The 19,918-nt window shown below is 61.7% G+C and carries 20 protein-coding genes; 7 read left to right on the forward strand and 13 right to left on the reverse strand.

Features of this window, described 5'->3' with window-relative positions:
* Window positions 1-126: 126 nt before the first annotated feature.
* Together E4631_RS21560 and E4631_RS21565 are read right to left on the reverse strand one after the other, a co-directional pair.
* Window positions 127-435: a transposase gene (locus E4631_RS21560; RefSeq protein ID WP_133659148.1), complete on the reverse strand. Its 309-nt coding sequence runs from the start codon at window positions 433-435 to the stop codon at window positions 127-129.
* A 594-nt stretch (window positions 436-1,029) separates the two neighbouring features.
* Complete coding sequence (locus E4631_RS21565) at window positions 1,030-1,908, reverse strand: SDR family oxidoreductase (protein ID WP_133659147.1); 879 nt, start codon at window positions 1,906-1,908, stop codon at window positions 1,030-1,032.
* Window positions 1,909-2,103: 195 nt separating this feature from the next.
* Between E4631_RS21565 and E4631_RS21570 the strand changes: the two genes are divergently transcribed.
* Window positions 2,104-2,466 (forward strand): helix-turn-helix domain-containing protein, encoded by a 363-nt coding sequence (locus E4631_RS21570; protein WP_133659146.1) that lies wholly within the window; start codon window positions 2,104-2,106, stop codon window positions 2,464-2,466.
* Between the two features lie 431 nt (window positions 2,467-2,897).
* On the opposite strand, the gene E4631_RS21575 is transcribed toward E4631_RS21570, so the two are convergent.
* From E4631_RS21575 to E4631_RS21585, 3 genes are all read right to left on the reverse strand, one after another.
* Entirely contained in the window at window positions 2,898-3,596 is a 699-nt protein-coding gene (locus tag E4631_RS21575; protein WP_133659145.1) for a hypothetical protein, read from the reverse strand.
* Window positions 3,597-3,729: 133 nt separating this feature from the next.
* Window positions 3,730-4,662, reverse strand: coding sequence for an NAD-dependent epimerase/dehydratase family protein (locus tag E4631_RS21580; RefSeq protein WP_133659144.1), 933 nt, complete (start codon window positions 4,660-4,662; stop codon window positions 3,730-3,732).
* Window positions 4,663-4,729: 67 nt separating this feature from the next.
* Window positions 4,730-5,347, reverse strand: coding sequence for a Crp/Fnr family transcriptional regulator (locus E4631_RS21585; protein WP_133659143.1), 618 nt, complete (start codon window positions 5,345-5,347; stop codon window positions 4,730-4,732).
* 156 nt (window positions 5,348-5,503) lie between these two features.
* Between E4631_RS21585 and E4631_RS21590 the strand changes: the two genes are divergently transcribed.
* From E4631_RS21590 to E4631_RS21600, 3 genes are all read left to right on the forward strand, one after another.
* Window positions 5,504-6,523: a TIGR01777 family oxidoreductase gene (locus E4631_RS21590; RefSeq protein WP_240735154.1), complete on the forward strand. Its 1,020-nt coding sequence runs from the start codon at window positions 5,504-5,506 to the stop codon at window positions 6,521-6,523.
* A gap of 14 nt (window positions 6,524-6,537) precedes the next feature.
* Window positions 6,538-7,767: a putative sensor domain DACNV-containing protein gene (locus E4631_RS21595; RefSeq protein ID WP_135318637.1), complete on the forward strand. Its 1,230-nt coding sequence runs from the start codon at window positions 6,538-6,540 to the stop codon at window positions 7,765-7,767.
* A gap of 362 nt (window positions 7,768-8,129) precedes the next feature.
* Window positions 8,130-9,740, forward strand: a complete 1,611-nt coding sequence (locus tag E4631_RS21600; protein WP_133659140.1) for a M28 family peptidase — start codon at window positions 8,130-8,132, stop codon at window positions 9,738-9,740.
* A 368-nt stretch (window positions 9,741-10,108) separates the two neighbouring features.
* Here E4631_RS21600 and E4631_RS21605 read toward each other — a convergent pair whose 3' ends face one another.
* The 3 genes from E4631_RS21605 to E4631_RS21615 all read right to left on the reverse strand — a co-directional run bounded on the left by E4631_RS21605 (window position 10,109) and on the right by E4631_RS21615 (window position 12,396).
* Window positions 10,109-10,639 carry a hypothetical protein gene (locus tag E4631_RS21605; protein ID WP_317129142.1) on the reverse strand — a complete coding sequence of 177 codons (531 nt, stop codon included), beginning with the start codon at window positions 10,637-10,639 and terminating at the stop codon, window positions 10,109-10,111.
* Between the two features lie 343 nt (window positions 10,640-10,982).
* Window positions 10,983-11,573 carry a hypothetical protein gene (locus E4631_RS21610; RefSeq protein WP_133659138.1) on the reverse strand — a complete coding sequence of 197 codons (591 nt, stop codon included), beginning with the start codon at window positions 11,571-11,573 and terminating at the stop codon, window positions 10,983-10,985.
* Window positions 11,574-11,724: 151 nt separating this feature from the next.
* Window positions 11,725-12,396, reverse strand: coding sequence for a recombinase family protein (locus E4631_RS21615; protein ID WP_133659137.1), 672 nt, complete (start codon window positions 12,394-12,396; stop codon window positions 11,725-11,727).
* A 284-nt stretch (window positions 12,397-12,680) separates the two neighbouring features.
* Here E4631_RS21615 and E4631_RS21620 point away from each other — a divergent pair, with 284 nt between their 5' ends.
* A complete protein-coding gene (locus E4631_RS21620; protein ID WP_133659136.1) occupies window positions 12,681-13,544 on the forward strand; it encodes an RNA polymerase sigma factor RpoD/SigA in 864 nt (287 codons plus the stop codon).
* 190 nt (window positions 13,545-13,734) lie between these two features.
* Here E4631_RS21620 and E4631_RS21625 read toward each other — a convergent pair whose 3' ends face one another.
* From E4631_RS21625 to E4631_RS21635, 3 genes are all read right to left on the reverse strand, one after another.
* Window positions 13,735-14,271, reverse strand: a complete 537-nt coding sequence (locus tag E4631_RS21625; protein ID WP_133659135.1) for a TlpA disulfide reductase family protein — start codon at window positions 14,269-14,271, stop codon at window positions 13,735-13,737.
* 80 nt (window positions 14,272-14,351) lie between these two features.
* A complete protein-coding gene (locus tag E4631_RS21630; RefSeq protein WP_240735156.1) occupies window positions 14,352-15,035 on the reverse strand; it encodes a response regulator transcription factor in 684 nt (227 codons plus the stop codon).
* Between the two features lie 63 nt (window positions 15,036-15,098).
* Window positions 15,099-16,481 (reverse strand): cell wall metabolism sensor histidine kinase WalK, encoded by a 1,383-nt coding sequence (locus tag E4631_RS21635; RefSeq protein ID WP_133659134.1) that lies wholly within the window; start codon window positions 16,479-16,481, stop codon window positions 15,099-15,101.
* Window positions 16,482-16,624: 143 nt separating this feature from the next.
* On the opposite strand from E4631_RS21635, the gene E4631_RS21640 reads away from it, so the two are divergent.
* Window positions 16,625-17,770 carry a TlpA disulfide reductase family protein gene (locus E4631_RS21640; RefSeq protein WP_133659133.1) on the forward strand — a complete coding sequence of 382 codons (1,146 nt, stop codon included), beginning with the start codon at window positions 16,625-16,627 and terminating at the stop codon, window positions 17,768-17,770.
* A gap of 94 nt (window positions 17,771-17,864) precedes the next feature.
* A complete protein-coding gene (locus E4631_RS21645) occupies window positions 17,865-18,407 on the forward strand; it encodes a cupin domain-containing protein (RefSeq protein ID WP_133659132.1) in 543 nt (180 codons plus the stop codon).
* A gap of 22 nt (window positions 18,408-18,429) precedes the next feature.
* Here E4631_RS21645 and E4631_RS21650 read toward each other — a convergent pair whose 3' ends face one another.
* Window positions 18,430-18,909 (reverse strand): hypothetical protein, encoded by a 480-nt coding sequence (locus E4631_RS21650; RefSeq protein ID WP_133659131.1) that lies wholly within the window; start codon window positions 18,907-18,909, stop codon window positions 18,430-18,432.
* Between the two features lie 4 nt (window positions 18,910-18,913).
* Window positions 18,914-19,870 (reverse strand): heme-binding domain-containing protein, encoded by a 957-nt coding sequence (locus E4631_RS21655; RefSeq protein WP_133659130.1) that lies wholly within the window; start codon window positions 19,868-19,870, stop codon window positions 18,914-18,916.
* Window positions 19,871-19,918 lie beyond the last annotated feature (48 nt).

Here is a 19,918-nt window from a genome sequence, read left to right on the forward strand (position 1 = left end):
TCTGCGCTACCTTTTGGTGCTGAGCTTGTTGCCACGCGTAGTAGCCGCTAGCCGGCACCTCCACCAGTTGGCAGAGCAGCCGCACGGGGTAGTGGGCCCTTTGCGCCGCAATGAAACGGTAACGGCTCATGGGGTCTCGGTCTGCGAGAAGATGATGATGGCTTTTTTTAAAATTTCTAGTTCCTGCGCCTGCCGTCGAGCCAAGGCCCGCAGCTGGCGCAGCTCAGCCGCTGTAGCCGGGTCCAACTCCGCCCCACGGGCCGCCGCCACGGGGGTAAGGACCTCTTTCTGCCACTTATAAATTCGTTTGGGGTCGATATTGAGGGCGCGCGCCGCGGCCTGCGTCGAGCGGCTTTCGCTAGCCAAACGGAGCGCCTCGGCGCGAAAGGCGGCGTCATAGCGCCGGCGTTTGGTGGGTTGGGGGGTGTCTTTCATGACAATCGAAAGATAAGACCCTATTCTGTCCACATTTACCCGACCACCTCATTTCAACCCCATTGAGCTCGCCTTCAGCAAGCTCAAAACCTGGTTGCGAACGGCACAAGCCCGCACCCGCGACCTATTGGAAGAGGCTATTTGCGCCGCTGCCGAGTGGATAAGCGAAGCCGACGCTAAAAACTGGTTTGACCACTGCGGCTATCATGTACACTAACTTGGTAACCGCTCTAAGGGGTCTTGGTCAACGTGGGTTTCTACCGTCGCGGATAGCCCCTGGGGAGAGGCTTGCGCATAAATGGTGAGGGCAACAGGGAGGGCAGCGAGTAAACAGAGCCAGGAGAGCATAGGGCGTTACGTTTAGAGGTATTTCTTTCAAAAGGGCGGATTCACACGCTAAGCCATCAGCCCGCCGAGATAGGAAGCAGATGGCGGGTCAAGGTGCGCGGGGTTAAGGGAGAAGTCCTCACCCAACCGGTTTACGTGTTATTAACTACTGGTTATGAGGTGTTTGCAGCTGCTTTTCTCAACCGGATAGCCTTCGTATTTACTGGAAAGGCCGAGCAGAAACGGTGTCTTGCCCGGCCTTTCTTATTAGTTATAAACTTGCTTGATGAATTGCGCCGTGGTGGTTGGTTGCCGGCCTAGGAAAGTCGCTAAGGTGGCATCCTCGACCTCCATCATGCCTTGCGCCACCGCACTCGCCCACATCGTGAACATGCCGATGTACATCTCCGGAACCCCGGCTTGCTGCAGGATAGCTTGAAATTCTTCGACTGGGGGAGACTGATAGCGAACGTCTTTGCCCAGGCTGCCGGACAGGTCCTTCGCAATCGCCTGAAAAGAAGTCGCTTCGGTATTAGCCAGTACGTACGTCTGGTTTTTATGCCCTTTCGTGGTCAATACGTGGGCCGCGGCTTCGGCCAGCTCCGCCCGCAGCACCCAGCTGGCTTTCCCTTCTTGGGCGGGAAACAGGATGAGGCCCGTTTCGGCTACTTGGCTGCCCGCAAAAATGGGTATCATCTCCAAGTAAATACCATTTTGGAGGATGGTGTACGGAAGGCCGCTGTCCTTGATGGCCTGCTCGGTTTGTGCATGCGACGTCAGGAAATCCGCGATGGCCAAGTGTTGAAAGGCCGGCTTAGTGACAAAGGATGTGTACACCAGGTGCTTCACCTGCGCTGCTTTGGCCGCGTGGATGACATTCAGGTGGTGCACGGTGCGGTTTTCGACGGCTCCTCTGTCGTTGCTGGAAACCAGCAGGAGCGTATCGACCCCTTGAAAGGCCTGTACCAGCGAGTCAACGTCCGCGTAATCACCGACGCGTAGTTCGATTCCTTGGTCTTGGAGGGTTTGGCCTTTCGCAGCATCCCGCACCAGGGCGGAAATGTGTTGCGCTTCGATTCCTTTATGCAAAAGGTGTTCAAGGACTTTCGTACCGTATTGGCCGGTTGCGCCTGTGACTAAAACCATGTTATTTGGTGGCTGAGAATGGTGAAAAAGTATCAAAAGGGGATGCTTCGCTGTTGGGTAAGCTGATTACCTCAAGCCACCAGGCAGCGGTTTGTTTGGGCCGTTTCCCAAGTGCAGATTACCACTTGGTAGTCTGGTTACCAAGCGGTAATCACCCAGTATAGCTTCTCTTTCTTTTTTCCTTTCTCTCCTTCCATGACTACTTCCCAAGCCGCGCAATGCGACCAAACCATGCGCGCCCTGCGCCACGCCTCGCTGGTGGTTAACAGCAAATGGAAGCTCTCACTCATTGTGGCCTTGCTCACGGGCACCCGGCACTTTCGCGGGCTGGAGCGGAGCGTGGCGGGTATTTCGACGAAGGTGCTAGCTAAGGAGCTCAAGGAGCTGGAAGCCCAGCACCTCATCTCCCGCACTGTGTACCCCGGTCCCCCCGTGGTGGTCGAATACCAAGCCCTGCCGTACGCGCAGTCGCTCAACCCAGTCATTGAGGTGTTGAAAGCGTGGGGAATGCAGCATGAGCAGCATGTTGCGGCGCTCCATGCCGTGTCAGTGGCGTAGCCGGTAGCGTTCAGGAGGGCACCGTCTCCAGGGCCGCGAGGACGTAAGCATTCCTCTGGTGAGCCGATGGTTTAGCGTGTAAATCCGCCCTTTTGGATACTGTTGGCGAATTCATCCCATGACTACTGCCGGAGATAGCAAGTCCTTTTAAACCAGACTCTTCAGGCAGCTTTCGAGGGATTAATCCCTCGAAAGCTGCCTGAAGAGTCTGGTTTAAATGTAACTTATTTAGCCAGTCAACGATTCGCCAACAGTATCCTTTTGGAAGAAGTACCCCGTTTAGAGTTAAGTGCCGCAAAGCTCCCCTAAGGTGAACGGGCACTTTTTACCATATGATAAAAAGTAATTCAACTTCGCACGGGGCAAGAACCATCGACCGCCGGAAGTAGAGAGCATCTTTATGTTCGTGGTGGAGAGATATCCTACTCCTGCTACGAAACGACCGGGACCGCCGCCCGGAGCAGTTCGTCACCCGGCTGGCCGCTTGCTTCGCGGTTGCGGTCCACCCAATAGGCCAGCAGCACGGTCACCCAAAACAGCTGTCCCGACCAACCCAACGCTTTCACCGAGGCGGGCGGCGGGCTGAACAGGCCGCCCACGTGTATCAGCACCAGGAACGCCACCAGCCCCAGCAGGCCATAACGGCCCTTGCCATTGCGGGGCGTGGTGCGGCGCACGTAAAGCCACAGGCCCACGCCCAGGAGCGCGAATTCGACCACCTGCGTCAGGGCAACCTGGTTCCACAGCCCGAGGCCGAACAGGGGCGACGGGCCGGGATAGAGCGGCAAATCGGGGGTGTGCACCACCACATCGAGCAGCCAGTGACTAGGTACTAATAGGCCCACCACTAGCGCCCCTTGTGCGTTGCGCTTTACCAACCAATAAATCAGCCCTAGTAGCAGGCCCGCCACCAGCTCGCCCACAAGGCTGTGCGTAAAGGGATAGTACACAAAGTCAAACGCGTTGGTAGCCGTGGCGTGCGGCACGATGTTCACGCGCTCCACGCCTAGCAGCAGGAGCGTGGGCCACACCAAATCGGCTAACTGGGCGGCCAGAAATAGGGTGCCTAGTGACACCCGCGGTTGCAGCGTCTTGGCACCGAAGCCGACGCCGAAATGTCCGAGAAACATAGAAGGAGGGTTGAGAAAAATGAGGTAAAAGGAGCGTACAACGGTTCAGGCAGCCTTTAGCCTAGGGCTATTGTTGTTCCTCATAGGGCGTGGCGGCCCCGATGGCCAGCACGCCGGGCGGCTGCAGCAGTAGCTAATTTTTCAGAAACCACTCCGCCGTGGCCCGAATGCCTTCTGCGTAGGGGGTAGGCGTGAAGTCAAACGTCTGGTTGAAGCGCGTGGAGTCCAGCACGTACCCGTTTTCGTCCTGGTATAGCATTTCGCGCGCCTCCTTCATAAAGGGAATGAACAGGCCCATCAACCCAAATAGCCATTTAGGCAGCACCTGCACTTTGCCGCTGCCCTGCATGCACTTCGCCGCTAAGGCACTGAATTCCTGACCCGTCAGCGTCGGCGAGGCCACAGGCAGTATCCAGGTTTGGTTGAATGCTTCGGGGTGCTGCGCCAGCACGTACAGCGCCCGGCCGATGTCCGGCGTGTAGGTGTAGGTGCGCGGTACGCGGGCATTCACGAGCCACTGCGGGGTTTGCTTCTTTTTTAAACGACTGAACACAAGTGAGCCGGACCAGCTTTTCTCAACCACGCCCGGTCCGTAAAAATCAGAGGCTTTGGCGATAATGGCCGATAGCCCGCCGCTGTTCATTTCGGCCAGCAGCAGCTGCTCAATTTCGACCAGAATCCGGCCCTTTTTGCTCACTGGCAGCGTCGGCGTGGCTTCCGTAATCGGGCCCTCGACCCGGCCGTAGGTGTAGAGGCTGTCGAGAAAAATTAGCTGGGCCTGCGTGGCTTTGCAGGCGGCAATCACGTTGCGCATAATCACGGGCCAGTCGCGCCGCCACACCTTGGCGCTGTATTCCAGGCCCACGAGCAGGTACACGATGGCGGAGCCCTCCACGGCCAGCCGGGTCTGTTCAGCGTCTAGAAAATCGGCCGACCGGGTTTCGGCCCCCGCCACCGGCGTAGGATGGCGCGAAACCAACCGGATGTGTTCGCCGTGCTGTTGCAGTACCGGCAGCAGCTGCGTGGTGATGGTGCCCTTGGCGCCCAGGATGGTGTGGAGTTTCATGCGGTTTTAGGGGGGTAGTGACGGGGCAAAATTCCGCCGCTCCGCCGACCTAAAGCGATAACAATCGCTAAGAAATGGCGGTCCTACTACCCCCCGAGGTACGGTTGCGAATGCGGCTCAGACTCACGGGCGTCACGCCCAGAAAGTTGGCGATGTAGTGCTGGGGCACCCGCGCCAAGATGCGTGGGTCGCCGCTGACCAGCAGCGCCTCGTAGCGTTCGGCGGGGCTGAGCAGCAGCAGGCTCACCATGCGCTCTTCCAGGCCCACGGCCAGATACTCGGCAAACCGCCGGCCGAACTGCTGCCAGGCCATGCGCCGGCTAAATAGGTCAACTAGCACCGCATAGGGAAAGGTGAGGCAGCAGCCCGCACTCAGGGCCTCGATGGTGACCAACGAGGGCCGCCCGGTCAGGCTGCTGAAGTAGCCGCCCATCAGCTGGTCTTCGAAGAAGAAGTAGCTGGTGCGCTCCTCGCCGTCTTTGGTATAATACTGCCGGAACATGCCGTCGAGCACAAACGCCACGTCGGCAGCGACCCGGCCCTGCTCGGCAAACACGGCGTGCCGGGCCAGGGGCACCAGGCGCAGGTGCGGCACCAGAAAGCGCCAGTCCTCGTCGCTGAGGGGCGCAAACTGGGTCAGGTGCTGGCGCAGGCGCAGCACCGATTCGGAAAGGGATGGCAGCATGAAAGAGCAGGCAGTGATAGGACAGTGAGGAAAGAGGCCGGGGAAGATACCGGTGGCGCCCTATTTCTTAGCGTTTGTTATCGTTTGGGCGCGCGGGCCGCCCGGTCCTTTGTGTTGTTCTGGTGCGCTTCGGCCGGAACCCCAAAGCCCCTTCTCGTGAACATCCTCCTCACCGGTGGCACCGGCCTCATTGGCACCCGTCTTTCTGCTGTGCTCGCCGAAGCCGGCCACCACGTGGCCCATGTGAGCCGCACGCTGGCGCCCGGCAGCTCCTGCCGCACGTTTCAGTGGGACCCCGCCGCCGGCACCATCGACCCGGCCGCCGTACCCTTCGCCGAGGCGGTGGTGAACCTGGCCGGGGCCAACGTGGGCGAGGGCCAATGGACCACCGCCCGCAAGCAGGAACTCCTGGCCAGCCGCGTCGACGGCCTGGCCCTGCTGCACCGCGAGCTGGCTAAACCCGGGCACCGCGTACGAACCGTCGTCTCAGCCTCGGCCATTGGCCTCTACGGCACGACCGGCGACGCGCTGGTAACGGAAGACACGCCACCGGTCGGCCACGACCTGCTGGCCGACCTGACCCAGGCCTGGGAGCAGGCCGCCGCGCCCCTCGCCGCCCTGGGCCTACGGGTCGTCGTGCCGCGTATCGGGGTGGTGCTGAGCCTGGCGGGCGGCGCCTTGCCGGCCCTGGCCGGCCCGGTGCAGCGCGGCTTTGGGGCGCCCCTGGGCAGTGGCCAGCAGTGGCTGTCCTGGATTCATATGGATGACCTGTGCCGCCTCTTGCTCGCCATGCTGACCGATGACGCCTGGCAGGGCGCCTACAACGCGGTGGCTCCCAGCCCGGCTACCAACACTACCTTCACCACGGCCCTGGCCGAGGTGCTGCACTGCCCCTTGCTGCTACCCAAGATTCCCGCCTTTATGCTCCAGCTGGCCATGGGCGAGCAGAGCGAACTGGTGTTGACCGGCAAACGCGTGAGCGCGGCCAAGGTGCTGGCCCAGGGCTTTGCTTTCGAGTTCCCCGGGCTGCGCGAGGCCTTGCAGGCGTTGTACCCCCCGGCCCCGCAACCAGCCCCTAGTGGCGGGTGTCGAAAGCGTGCGGTTATGAATAGTCGACGGCAATGTTTTAAACTGCCCTACCCGGACCGCTGCCGGACAAGCGACACTCTTTTCTAATCTCCCCCTCGCCCATGGTCACTGCGTATTATCCTGCTGAAATCGCTCACGCGCTACGTACGCGCTGGACTCAAACTGAGAGCAGCCCGTTGCCCGAGCACGCTGTGCTGACCCAATTCCTGTCCATTATGTACCAGGCCAGTCTGCTGCGCGAAGAAGGCCGCCCCGTGGAATGCCACGTAGCACTCGCCACGGTGGCGCAGTTGGCGCCCTCCGCTCCCTCCGGGCAGGTCGCCAAAGACCCTCACGTCGTGGCCTTCGGCACGCCCCGTCCCTGGAACGAACAGGAAATTCGGCGGCTTAGCCCGGCTGTTGCGCGCCCCGCGACGCTGCTCGCGGTCCGGCAAACCGAGGCGGGCGAGTTGGTGCTGTGGGGGCTGGTGATGGCCGATACGCCCTGGGACCAGCTACCGGTCAGTCTGGCCGCCACGCCCGGCAGCGTGCCCCCAGTGCTGGTGGTACACGTGCAGGGCCCGGGCCTGCTAACCTGTTACTGCGGGGCCACCCGCGTGCTGACGCTGCGCGCGGGCCGCATCGACGGCCACGGCTTTTTGCAGTTTCCCCGTGCCTGGAGCCGGGGGCGATTCGGGGAGATGGTGGCGGCCAATCCCCAACTAGCCCCCGCCGAGCTCAACCTCATTGCCGAGCTCGGGGCGCACGTACAGCGCCAGGCGGTAGCGCGGGTTCGGGCCGGGGGACACGGCGGGCTGCTGGTATTTGTGCCGCCGGGCGCCGTAGCTGAGCTGCTGGCGCCCGGCGGCCTGTTGCGCCCCAAGTACCCGACCCAGGAGTTGGGCGGGGAGGGGCGGTGCAGCCAGCTCATTCACGCCATTATTGCGCGGCAACGGGCCTTAGGCGACGTGAGCTGGGCCTATTACCAGCAGGCCCGCGACCCCGCACTCCGCATCCTGGCGGAGGCCCTCGACCACTTCGCCGACCTGCTGGCCGACCTAATGGCGGTCGACGGGGCGTTGGTGCTGACCCAAAACCTGGAAATAGTAGGCTTTGGGGTCGAAATTAGGGCGCCGCACATTGCGCTGGACCACGTCCATCGGGCCTTGGATCTGGAAGGCGAACACCTGCAGGCCGAGCCCGCCGACCAGGGCGGCACCCGTCACCGGGCCGCCTACCGGCTCTGCGAGGCGGCCCCCGCGTGCTTGGCCGTAGCTGTCTCCCAAGACGGCGGCGTGCAACTGGTGCATTACCACGCCGGCCGGATTATCTTCTGGAGCCAACTGGCTTAATCCACAGGTATCACCGACCCGGAAATTCTGAGGTGGTCGAGCGGGGTCGTACACTTTGAGAACTTATCTGGCCCAGTAGGGTGCACCTTTCTGATATAACCATAGCCGGAGCTGCTTTTACGTACTGTAAAGGGTCGTTTACAAAACGTAAAAGGGCTTGCCGTGTAACTTACCTACCGTTTTGCTGAACGCACGTTTCGAGATGCCTTCTCGGTGCTCTGAAGGCCGCTTTTAAACGATTAACGTGCTACATTATCCGTTTCCTGAGAGGGCCCCATTTCTAGTTCTCATTTTTTTCTCTTTTCATGTTGCGAAAGCTATTTTTTGCCGCTGCTTTCGCTTTGTCTTGTGCCAACTGGGCGATGGCACAAGACAAACCGACTAGCAAAATCAAAACGAAGTCGAAGCCAGGCAAGACAGCTGCCGCACTCGCCCCGGCTACCGACTTTTCGCTGCGCTATGCTTCCGGTATCACGGCCGAGGATTTACGCAAGCACCTGAGTATCCTGGCTTCGGATGAGTACGAAGGCCGCGAAACCGGCAAGAAAGGCCAGAAAATGGCGGCCGAATACATCAGCAAGCAGTTCACAGCCCTGGGCCTGACGGGGCCGGTGAAGGATTCGGACAGCCCGTACCTGCAGCATTTCACGATGAACCGACTGCGCCTGGACCCGAGCACATCGGTGAAAATCGGCGGCAAGACGTTCGTACTGAATAAGGATTTTTACGCCGTCGTGAATGGCACATTTGTCACAGCTACGCCCGTGCAGCCCGTGTTTGCCGGCTATGGAATTCAGGCCGAGGGCTATACAGATTTCGCCGCTGCCGGCGACCTCCACGGCAAGGACTTGCTGATGCTGCTAGGGGAACCCATGGGCAAAAACGGCAAGCCACTGCGCCAAGACGAGAAGACGGGGCTGATGTTTGGTGACCTGGGTTTTCAGGGGGTGGTGGACCGAATGGTCGCGATTCGGCCCTTAAAGCCGCGGAGCTTATTCTGTATTGAGCCCACTGCTGGGGCCTTCGGACAAGTACCCAAGACGTTTGCTTACCTGCTCGGCCTCGAACAGCTGGCTTTCGCGGATGCGCCGGCCCGCACGCGCCCTAACCTGTTCATCGTCTCGCCCGAGATGGGCTCCGCGCTGCTGGGCACTAACGCCGCCGGCCTGGCCAACTACCAGAAGGCCGTCGCCGCGGCGGGCAAGCCCGTGGTCTCGCCCTTCAAGCCCGCCGCGGCCTTGGTGCAGACGGTTGAGAAGAAAGAACCTTTCACGACCGAAAACGTGCTCGGCTTTCTGGAAGGCAGCGATAAAAAGGAGGAAGTAATCGTGGTCTCGGCCCACTATGACCACCTGGGTGTAAAGGACGGCAAGGTGTTCAACGGGGCCGATGACGACGGTTCAGGCACCGTATCGGTGCTGGAACTGGCGGAGGCGTTTGCCCAAGCCAAGAAAGACGGCCACGGCCCGCGTCGCAGCATCTTGTTCTTGGCCAACACCGGCGAAGAAGAAGGCGCGCTGGGCTCCGAATACTACACCAGCCACCCCATTTTCCCCCTCGAAAACACGGTAACCGACCTCAACATTGACATGGTGGGCCGGGTGGACAGCACGCACAGGGGCAAAGGCGACTACCTCTACCTGGTCGGCTCTGACAAGCTGAGCTCGGAGCTGCACGCGCTGAGCGAGGCCACGAATCAGAAATACAACCCCGTGGCGCTGGACTACAAATTCAACGACCCCAACGACCCCGAGCGCATCTACTTCCGCTCCGACCACTACAACTTTGCCAAACATCAGGTGCCGGTGATTTTTTACTACTCTGGCGGGCACCCGCAGTTCCATCAGCCCACCGACGACGTGGACCTGATTGATTTCCCCGCCATGGTCCGCCGCGACCAACTCATCTTCCACACGGCCTGGGAGCTGGCCAACCGCGACAGCCGCGTGGTAGTGGACTCCAATAAGCCGTAATCGCTCCTTTCCGTGAACAGACAGGAATCAGTTCAAAACTAGGTGGCCAAATGGCCTCTATAGTGCGGGTTGAGTTTAAGAAACCCGTCTACAATTCAACATTTACAAAACGCGTCGAGGGCATGAGTTTCGTAAACGCCTGAATTTGGAGCGCGGTCACCGGCAAAGTACCACGCCAGCCGCGCCTCGGAGAGAAGCCCAAAACCACCATTATTTCCAGAATTATCCGGGTAGACTTGTTATGTTATTCGACTTTTTCTAGAAATCAGGAGAAAAAAGATAGCTGCCTACTTTACTCAAAATTCTATTTTTAGTGAAGTAGGCAGCTAGGGTAGTTTCCCGCTTGCCTTTCACGCAGGCTGAACAACTTATTGCTTCAGGTACTCCGCTGCCGTGCGGTTCTGCGGATTGAGTTGCAGCGTGCGAGCGTAGTACTGAGTGGCCAGCTTCTTGTTGCCCAGCGCCGCGTAGGTTTCAGCCAAGCTGTCGTAGGTGTTCGCGCTGGCCGGATAGAGGCGCACGTTAAGCTTGAAAATCTCTAAGGCATTGAGGAGTTGTCCTTGCTCGACCAACGAGTAACCCCAAGCGTTGACCGCGGCTTCTGGCAGGGCGTAAGCCGGGTCGCGGCGGCGCGCCTGCTTGACTTCTTCCGTCAAGTGCGAGAAACCGCGCTGGCGCAGGGTCCGGTGCAAGGCGCGCAGGGTAGGCGGCAGGCCGAAGCCGTCGGCTACTCGCATATCGGGCAGGTAGTAGGCCGCCAGCGCGTCGGCGAACCGCTCGGGGTTAGCACCTTGTAGGTTGGTTAGTACCACCAGCGCCAGGTCGTCGTCGGGGTAGAGAAATACGGCCGAGCGGCCACCGCTCACGGGGGCCACGGCGCGGTGCTCGGGCCGGTCCACGGTGGGCCAGCCCAGGGCGTAGCCCGTGAGCTTGCCGCCGAAGCTGCGTTGCGAGCCATCGGTCAGGCGGCCCGGCGTCCAGAGCGTGGGCAGGCTGGCGGGCTGTAGCAGCTTCCCTTTAAAGAAAGCCAGTATAAGTTGGAGCCTGACAGCTGATGACCTCCTCCCAGAAAACTAGGCCAAGGTAAGCAACTAATAACTTGCAACTAATAACAACGACCACTACTGCTAGTAAATGCGTCGGCAGTTACTAGTTGAACTCAGGTTTCTGAACCCGTTTTTTAAGAGAAAGAAGGAGTTCACGTAAACCACGCCGACGGATCGCGGGGTGCGGGTGTCCCCGTCAAGCGCTGTCAGGGCTCGGGGGATACAACTGCGCCAGCAATTGCCGGCGCTTTTCCTGGTCTTGCTCTCCGTGCAATTGTCGGTGCAGGTCGCTAAACTGCTCCGCACTGGCTACGAATTCCTCGCTGCTCGTCAGCTCACCCACCCACTCAGCCACGTCCAGTAGGGTATTTGGGCTACCCAGCGTGGCAAAGTAGCGTGCATACGCCTCGGCGGCCAGCGGCGGGTTCTCCCAGACTTCCGCAGGCGGGACAGGCTGGCCGAGAAAGTGGGCGAGCAACTGCCTGTCGGCCCGAAAGGTCGCCGTTGCCTGGCGGGAGGCCTCCTTCAGCTTGCCCTGTTTGAACAAGATAATGGTGGCCTCGAATAGGAAGTCGGCGAAGCCTATGTCGGTGGGGAAGCTGCGCCAGAACCAGCGCAGATAGGTCAGCCCGCCCGTGAAATCGGCGAGTTGCACGTAGTAGCGGGTGGGCAGGTAGCGCAAGCCCCGACTGTCATCGTAGCCGCCGAACTTGCGTTTCTCCGCCGCCAGGGTCCGGCGGATAGCCGTGAGTTGGCGACGGAGGCGGTCAGCTTGTTTTGGGGTCATGCGCGCAGGCCCCAGCGGAACGCCCCGCCAGGGTCGGCGCAAGATAATTCCGTTTGGCGTCTGTCGTTGAGGTGGTAAATCAGGACGAGCGGCCGTCCGGTCCTCGGGCCGGATAGCTAAGGCCAAGTGGTCCGGCCGACCTGAGAAGGTGCTAACCGGGTGCGGGAGTACTGACCCGCAGGTAGAGGCGCTTGACCTGCTCGGCCCGGAAGGGCTTGCCGTAGCGGGTGAAAAAGCGCAGGGCATTCAACCGCTCGGCAATCTGCGAGTAATTGAATTCTTTCTCATGCAGCAGCAGAATGTGCGCCGCCGCCCGCTCGTTATGCTCATTGGCGTGCGCCTTCGCTACGCTCTGGTCTCGCCCCTTCTGGGTGGCGGCCGGCGTGAGGTTTGCCGGGGTACCAAGTTGCGCACCTTGTGCCAGCTTAGCGGCCAATGCATCCTTGGTCCGCTTTGAGATGAGCTCGCGCTCATGCTGGGCGAGCACAGCAAAGATGCCCACAGTAAGCGTGTTCGCATCGGGCATATCGCAGCAGACAAAGTCCACGCCCGCATCGCGGAGTTGGAAGATGAAGCCAGCATTTCGGGACAAGCGGTCGAGCTTGGCAATGAGCAGCGTCGCGCCTTTTGCCTTCGCCAGGGCCATGGCCGCCTGGAGCTGGGGCCGCTCGTTCTTCTTCCCCGATTCGACCTCGACGAATTCTCCTACTAAGTAGGCCGCCTGCATAAAGGTCGCCACGGCCGCCCGCTGCGCTTCGAGGCCGAGACCGGACTGGCCCTGCTTCTGGGTGGAGACGCGCAGGTAGGCGACGTAGGATTTCACGAGTAAGGGGAAGTTTGGGCAAAAGTACCCCTACTTAGCCGGATTTCACAGTCGTTAAACGTCGCTCCACAAACGTTACCTGCGTAGCATTAAATGGCCCACCTTCTTGGCGCAGATAATACTTTAAACTACTCATTGATACAGAACTGACTCCATAGAAAGTGGTCAGGCCTTTGCCCTGGCCGTGACCCTTGCGGCAGGGCGTCGTCGCCGGAGTAGTCGAACCAAGCTATAGCCCCGGGAGTTATAGCTGGCTAGCCCCTTATAAGCCGCACCGTTCCCGCATGAGACAACTCAAAATCAGCAAGCAGATCACCAACCGCGAAAGCCAGTCGCTGGACAAGTACCTGCAGGAGATTGGCAAAGTGAGCCTGGTCTCGATCGACGAGGAAGTAGACCTGGCCCAGCGCATCCGCGAGGGCGACCAGATGGCCCTCGAAAAGCTGACCAAAGCTAACTTGCGCTTCGTGGTCTCGGTGTCCAAGCAGTACCAGAACCAGGGCCTGACGCTGGGCGACCTCATCAACGAGGGCAACCTGGGCTTGATTAAGGCGGCCAAGCGCTTCGATGAAACGAAGGGCTTCAAGTTCATTTCCTACGCCGTGTGGTGGATTCGCCAGAGCATCCTGCAAGCCCTGGCTGAGCAGAGCCGCATCGTGCGGCTGCCCCTGAACCGGGTGGGCTCGCTCAACAAAATCAGCCGCTCGTTTGCCGAGTTGGAGCAGAAATTTGAGCGCGAACCCTCGCCCGACGAGATTGCGGAGCTGCTGGAATTAACCACTTCCGAAGTGGTGGACACGCTGAAGATTTCGGGCCGCCACGTCTCGATGGATGCGCCCTTCGTGCAGGGCGAGGCAAACAGCTTACTCGACGTGATGCAAGATGAGGGAGGGGACACGCCGGATGCGGGCTTGCTGCACGACTCCCTACGCCAGGAGGTGCAACGCGCGCTCTCAACGCTGACCCGGCGGGAGGCCGACGTCGTGACGCTGCACTTCGGGCTCAATGGCCACGCGGCGCTGACGTTAGAAGAGATTGGCGAGCAGTTCAACCTGACCCGCGAGCGGGTGCGGCAGATAAAGGAGAAAGCCATTCGCCGCCTCAAGCATACCTCGCGCTCGCAGTCGCTGAAAGCGTATCTGGGCTAGCGTCTTTCTCAGCTTCCCATTTGTCAGAAGACTAGTTTAAGCGGGCGCCTGACACCTCACGCAACAGCTCAGCAGGTACAGCTTACCAAAACATCGCTGCAGGAATTGTAGCGACCGAGCTTCAGATGAGGAGCACTAAGTAAAGCAGGTCGCTCCATCGGCTGGGGTGCTAAGGACTGATAACACTTACTTATCGGGCTTTGCCTAGCAGCTGCGCGAGGCGTTGTTCTAGGGCCGCGCCGCGCAGGTTTCGCCCGACCACGTGGCCGCTTGGGTCAAGCAGAAAGTTTTGGGGTACCTCCTCAATATGGTAGCGTGCCGCCGCGGCATTCTCCCAGCCTTTCAGGTCCGATACCTGCCGCCACGCCAGGCCATCCGCCTGCACGGCTTTCAGCCAGGCCGCGCGGTCGTGGTCGAGCGATACGCTCAGGATGGTGAATCTCCTGGTTTTGTAGTGGTGGTAGGCTTGGACCAGTACGGGGTTTTCGCGCCGGCAGGGCGGGCACCAGGAAGCCCAGAAATCAAGCAGCACGTAGTGGCCGCGCAGGGCCGAGAGCTGCACTACGCTGCCTTGGGGGTCGGGCTGGCGGAAATCGGGGGCCAAGGCTAGCGCGGAGCGGCTGGCAGCAGCCGTGCGGAGCGCGGGGTGGGGGGTAGGCGTGGGGTGGCCAGCTGGGCTGATTAACAGCACCAACGCGCTGGCCTTGAAGAAGAAATAAGCTGCCATGTAGTCTTTAACAAGGGTAGGGTGAGTGGCAAAAAAGGCGATTTTGACAGAGCGGCCGCACTAACATTTTGGCCCTTAGCTCACAGCATCAGCTTGTAGCCGATGCCGCGCACATTCACGATTTGCACTTCAGCGTCGGCGCGGAAGTAGCGGCGCAGGCGCGTGATGTACACGTCCAGGCTGCGGCCGTTGAAGAACGTGTCGTCGCCCCAGAGCGCCCGCAGCACCTCGGCGCGCCCGAGCACCTGGTTGCGCTGGCGGTAGAGGTGGTGGAGCACCTCGGCCTCGCGATTGGTCAGGGTTTGGGTGTGGCCCTGGCGGTGCAGGCGCTGGTGGGGGTAGTCGAACTCGTACTGGCCGATGGCCACCACGGCGGGGAGGGCAGGGGCCACCGGCTGCAGCCGGGCATGAATGCGGGCCACCAGCTCCTCGATGCTGAAGGGCTTCTTCACGTAGTCGTTGCCGCCCAGCTCGAAGCCGCGTACCACGTCGGCGGGCTGGCGGCGGGCGGTGAGGAAGATGATGGGCACCGTGGCGCCCCGGCGGCGCAGCTCCTCGGCCAGGGAGAAGCCATCGAGCACCGGCAGCATCACGTCGGCCACCACCAGGTCGGGGCGGTGCTGCCAGAACAGGTCCAGGCCGGCCTGGCCATCGGGCGCGTGCAGCACCGTGAACCCCCGCGATTCCAGGTTGTCTTGCACGATGAGGGCGAGCGAAAGCTCATCTTCTACTAACAGGATGGTCGGCATTAATTTGCGTGTCAAGTATCAAAAAGCCAATGCTTTGCGTGCTTCCCAAAAGGGGTATTTTACCCGCCTAGGGCGGGCTCAGGCCTGCGGGAGCCAGAGCGTGAATGTGCTGCCCCGGCCCGGCTCGCTGCGCACGGCAATGCGCCCGCCGTGGCGCTCCACCACCTGGCGCACGTAGTACAGGCCCAGGCCAAAGCCCTTGACGGGGTGCAGGTTGCCAGTAGGCACCCGAAAGAAGCGGTCGAAAACTGCCGCCTGGTAGCCGCTGGCGATGCCGACCCCATCGTCCTGCACCGTGAGCTGCCAGCCACCCGCCATGCGGCGGCTGCGCACCGCAATGGTTACCTGCGCGTTGGAATACTTAATGGCATTGTCCAGCAGGTTGTTAATCACGCCATCCAGGTGCAGGCGGTCGGCCTGCACCACGTCGGCCGGGGCCATGTCAATCTCAAAATGCACCGGCTTGCGGGCGTGCAGCTGGTGCCGGTGCACGGCGGCCTGCACCAGCTCGGCCGGGCGCACGGGCTCGGGGTGCAGCTCCAGGGCCTGCCGCTCTTTACTGGCGATGGTCAAGACCTTATCTACCAGGTCGGAGAGGCGGCGCAATTCGGTTTGCGAGATGCGCAGATACGTTTTTACTTTCTCAGGGTCGGCCTGGGGCCCAAAACGCTCCAGGGTTTCGACGGCGGCCGACACGGTGGTGAGGGGCGTTTTCAGCTCGTGCGTCATGTTGTTGATGAAGTCGTTTTTGGCCTCGGCCAGCTTGCGCTGGGCCACCATGGTGTGCAGCACCAGCACGAAGCAGCCGCTGGTGAGCACCAGCAGCAGCACCGAGCCGCCCAGCAGGGCCCCCAGCCGCTGCCACAGATAGTGGGTAGGCGGCGGCAAATGCGCCCGTACGTAAAGCCCCTTGGTGGGGCTGAGCAGCACGGGCGGCGTGGCGTGCGTGAAGTGCGCCACGGGGGTAGCCCGCCGCACCGGACGCCCAGGGGCCGCCTTGGCAGGCAGGGAAAAGGTATCCAGCACGGCCGCCGAGTCGATACCCTGTTGCCGTAATTGTTGCGCGTAGACGTGCCCCAGGTGGGCCAGGCTGACTTTATCGCCGCTGCTCCAGTCGTCAATGGTGATGCTGGTGAGGTGGTGGCTCATGTAGAGCGCGGCCCGCCGCGGCATGTTGCGCGAGAGCAGGCCGACATCGGCCCCGTACACGATGCGCCGGGGTCCCACCGAGCGGCTGCTCTTGCCCGTGATGCTCAGCGTCATCGACGCCTGCGCTTTCGTCTGCTCCACAATTTGCGTCAGCTGCTGCTGCACCGCCAGCACCAGGGTTGCGTGCACGGCGCGGTCAAACTGCGTGGTTGTCAGCTGGTAGGTGCTGTAGAGCCAGTACGCCTGAAAGCCGTTAATGCCCAGCACGCAAGCGGCCAGCAGCCAGGTAATAACGCGAATCCGGTGTTGCATGGGGGAGAGGCGAAAGCCGCGGCGAAAGTACGGCCCGCCCGGCGTGCCAGCGGGCGTTTAACACTATTTAACCTTAATTAACAGGGGTTTACAAAGCGCGCCCGTTGCTTTGTACTTCCTAATCACCTGCTTCTTTTTACCGTATGCTCACGCTTTTTAGTGCCCTAGCCGGGCTGCTGCCGGCCGCCGCCGCCGCGCCCGCGCCGGCCCCTACCCCCTTCGTGGTGCAGGGCTACTTCCCGGCCACTACGGCCCGCAAGGCCTACCTCAACTACCGCCGCGGGGCAGCTTACGTGGTCGATTCGGCGGTCATCACCAAAGGGCACTTTCAGCTCAAAGGCACGGTAGACAGTCCGCAGCAAGCCAGCCTGATGCTGCCCCCACCCGGCACTTCCTACACCCACATGATGCGCGAAGACGTCGCCATCCTTTACCTCGAAAAAGGCACCGTCAGCGTCACGGGTACCGGCCAGCCGGCGCAGGCCGTGGTCACCGGCACGCCCCTCAACCGTGAATGCGCCGCGCTAGCCGCCCGCACCGCGCCGCTCCAGGCGCAGCTAGACGCCCTGGCGCAAGCGCGGCGGCACCAGGCGGCGGCCGAGCGCGCCGACCCCGCCCTGGCGCACCACGCCGATGCCCAGGAAGCCCAGCTCACCGGGCAGCTTCAGGCGGTGTACGTAGCCTACCTCCGGGCCCACCCCGCCAACCCGTTCAGCCTCTATGCATTGGCCGAATACGAAGACTGTCAGCCCGATGCCGCGGCCGGCGCTACCCTTCTGCAGGCGCTGGCCCCTAGCCTGCGCGCCTCGCCCCAGGGCCAGCAGATGCAGCAGCGGCTGGCGCAACGCCAGCGCACCGCCCTCGGGGCCCTGGCCCCCACCTTCAGCCTGCCCGACCCGAGTGGTAAGCTGGTCAAGCTCGCTGACTTGCGCGGGCAGTACGTGCTGGTTGATTTCTGGGCCTCGTGGTGCAAGCCCTGCCGGGCCGAAAACCCCCACGTAGCCCGCGCCTACGCCGCGTACCGGGATAAGAAATTCACCGTCATCAGCATTTCGCTCGATAGCCAGTCGGCGCGGGCCGCGTGGCTGAAAGCCATCCAGGAAGATAACCTGACCTGGCCGCAGGTATCGGACCTGAAAGGTTTCAACACGGAAGTGACCCAGCAGTACGCCATTAGCTCCATTCCCCAAAACTTCCTGCTCGACCCGCAGGGCCGCATCATGGCCAAAAACCTGCGCGGCGACGCCCTCTCGCAAAAGCTGGCGCAGGTGCTCGGGCCCGTAAACTAAAGAATTGAAATTCTATAAATCAATTAATTAATCAAGAAAGCTAACGCTTGAGTCGGAAACGGTAAGCGTTGCTTTCTCTCACACCACCTCACTCATGGACTTTTCTGCCTTGCAAATTCCGCCTACTGAAGGCGTTCGGAAAGTGGGCCCCGGCGAGGGCGAGCACTTCGACATCGCCGACTCGCGCTTCACCTGGAAGGCCAAGGCCGCCGACACCGGCTACGCCTTTGCCATCTACGAGCTGCCGCTCGACCCCGGTAAAGGCGTGCCGCTGCACGCGCACCCCTACGCCGAAGTTTTCTACATCCTCGAAGGCCGGGTCGATTTCATGCGTCTCACCGCCGGCCAGCAGGAATGGGTGAGCTGCGGGCGCGGCGACACGCTCATCGTGCCGCCCAACGCCTTCCACGGCTTCGCCAACCGCACGCCGCAGCCGGCCCGCCTCCTGAGCACGGCCACCCAGTTGCACCAGGCCTTTTTTGACGAAGCCGCTCGCCCCGCCCTGGCCACCGACCCGGCGCCCGCCAGCCCTCCCGACCTAGCGGAGCTGCAGCGCGCCCTGGGCCTGGCGCCCAACTACCACATGTTCTTCGCCCCACCGCCGAGTTCGGAGGAGGCAGTATCTGCTCTTAACTAGCTGCTTGATAGCGCTAAGGCCCCTAGGGTAGCACGGCCAGTTTCTGAGCCAGCAGGTAGGCAATGCGCTCCTGCTGGTGCAGGGTGTCGGCCCGCAGCGCGAGGTTTTGGCCCGTAAAGCATTGGTACGTCACGGCCGGGCGGCCCGCGCCCGCTGGTCCGGTGCGCAGCAGCTCCAGCGATTGCAGCGCACCCGGAATCCGGGCCCCGAACCAGTTGGGGTCGGGCTGCTGCCGCCAGGTGAGCAGGGCCAAGACTTCGCCCGACTGAGCGGCCCCAGCGCCTTCTAGTGCCGCCTGACGGGCCTGGTCGTTGCCGTACAGGGTGGCCGTGGTGCCCTGCCGCTGGTTGATGACGGAGGTCAGCACGCGCAGGCCTAACTTGCTGAAGTTGAACGCTGGGGGTAGGGAGGCGGCCTCGTTAAGCTGGCCGGCCGGCACCTGGTTTTGGCTACAGGCGCTCAGCGCCAGCAGGCCTGCGAGGGCAATGGTCGTGGCTTTCATGCGGCTAGTGGTTGATGGGCTGGGTGAACACGAAGTCGTTGTGTTGCTGGGGCTGGTGGCAGCTGATGCACTCGGTGGTGAAGAGGGCGTCCTTGCTGTAGGGCACCAGCTTATCGGTTTTGAAGCGCGCCCAGCCCCAGCCCTTGGTGGCCGCATATTTCTGGTCGTCCTTGAGCATGTACTCCACCTGCTTGAAGGCACTGGGACTCACGTTGCCCTGGGCATCGGCGAGCTGGTCCCAGGCCACTTTGGCGAAGGCCGTGCCGTTGGGCCAGGGGTTAATGTGCTTGTCCCGAATGGCTTGCACGGCCACCGCATTGCCAAACACCACGCGCATGGTGCCGTTGTCGAAGCGTTCGGTGGTACTGATGGCCTGCCAGTTTTTGTAGTCGGGCAGGAAGGCGAAGCCATTGGGGGCGACCGGCACGGCGGCAGGTTTAGCCGCCGCCGGCTGCCAGTGCCGGTACTGCCGGGCGGCCGTATTCAGCTTGGCTGAGTCGGCGGGCGGGTTGTGGGCCAGGCTGGCCACGTACTGCTTGAGCACGGCCACGTCCTGGGCCGATACCTTGGCCGCCGGGTGCGCCAGGGTGTACTCGCTGAGTGGCATGGCCCCCGCAATAATCTGGTTCACAGCTTCCCACAGCTTGGCTTTCTGGGCGTCGGGGGGTAGGCTTTGCCAGGTCGAGAAGTTCAGCCCCGCCCGGCCTTCCCGCACGTGGTCAGATACTTGCCAGTATACGGGCGCGACTTTATCGAACCAGCGCAGGTTGGTTTGGTTGGAATGGCAGTCGTAGCAGGCGCGCTGCACGATGTTTTTCACGGCCACCGGGGCCTGAAAATCACCCGTCACGGGCGGGTTTTCCAGCGGCGGATGAATAAACTGAATGCCCACAAACGCGGCCCCCAACAGGGCCCCGGCGGGCAGCAGCAAGCGGCGGAAGGGATGGGCGACTGTGCTCATAATAAGGGGGCCGGCCGGCGGCTACCCCCCTAGGCGAAGGCAAGCGCC

It is taken from the genome of Hymenobacter sp. UV11 (genome assembly GCF_004684095.1).
Taxonomy (GTDB): Bacteria; Bacteroidota; Bacteroidia; order Cytophagales; family Hymenobacteraceae; genus Hymenobacter.

What these genes read in the sequence shown, in the direction of transcription:
- E4631_RS21560 (WP_133659148.1), bottom strand. Translation starts at nt 435, where the DNA reads ATGAAAGACACCCCCCAACCCACCAAACGCCGGCGCTATGACGCCGCC.
- E4631_RS21565 (WP_133659147.1), bottom strand. Translation starts at nt 1,908, where the DNA reads ATGGTTTTAGTCACAGGCGCAACCGGCCAATACGGTACGAAAGTCCTT.
- E4631_RS21570 (WP_133659146.1), top strand. Translation starts at nt 2,104, where the DNA reads ATGACTACTTCCCAAGCCGCGCAATGCGACCAAACCATGCGCGCCCTG.
- E4631_RS21575 (WP_133659145.1), bottom strand. Translation starts at nt 3,596, where the DNA reads ATGTTTCTCGGACATTTCGGCGTCGGCTTCGGTGCCAAGACGCTGCAA.
- E4631_RS21580 (WP_133659144.1), bottom strand. Translation starts at nt 4,662, where the DNA reads ATGAAACTCCACACCATCCTGGGCGCCAAGGGCACCATCACCACGCAG.
- E4631_RS21585 (WP_133659143.1), bottom strand. Translation starts at nt 5,347, where the DNA reads ATGCTGCCATCCCTTTCCGAATCGGTGCTGCGCCTGCGCCAGCACCTG.
- E4631_RS21595 (WP_135318637.1), top strand. Translation starts at nt 6,538, where the DNA reads ATGGTCACTGCGTATTATCCTGCTGAAATCGCTCACGCGCTACGTACG.
- E4631_RS21600 (WP_133659140.1), top strand. Translation starts at nt 8,130, where the DNA reads ATGGCACAAGACAAACCGACTAGCAAAATCAAAACGAAGTCGAAGCCA.
- E4631_RS21610 (WP_133659138.1), bottom strand. Translation starts at nt 11,573, where the DNA reads ATGACCCCAAAACAAGCTGACCGCCTCCGTCGCCAACTCACGGCTATC.
- E4631_RS21620 (WP_133659136.1), top strand. Translation starts at nt 12,681, where the DNA reads ATGAGACAACTCAAAATCAGCAAGCAGATCACCAACCGCGAAAGCCAG.
- E4631_RS21625 (WP_133659135.1), bottom strand. Translation starts at nt 14,271, where the DNA reads ATGGCAGCTTATTTCTTCTTCAAGGCCAGCGCGTTGGTGCTGTTAATC.
- E4631_RS21635 (WP_133659134.1), bottom strand. Translation starts at nt 16,481, where the DNA reads ATGCAACACCGGATTCGCGTTATTACCTGGCTGCTGGCCGCTTGCGTG.
- E4631_RS21640 (WP_133659133.1), top strand. Translation starts at nt 16,625, where the DNA reads ATGCTCACGCTTTTTAGTGCCCTAGCCGGGCTGCTGCCGGCCGCCGCC.
- E4631_RS21645 (WP_133659132.1), top strand. Translation starts at nt 17,865, where the DNA reads ATGGACTTTTCTGCCTTGCAAATTCCGCCTACTGAAGGCGTTCGGAAA.
- E4631_RS21650 (WP_133659131.1), bottom strand. Translation starts at nt 18,909, where the DNA reads ATGAAAGCCACGACCATTGCCCTCGCAGGCCTGCTGGCGCTGAGCGCC.
- E4631_RS21655 (WP_133659130.1), bottom strand. Translation starts at nt 19,870, where the DNA reads ATGAGCACAGTCGCCCATCCCTTCCGCCGCTTGCTGCTGCCCGCCGGG.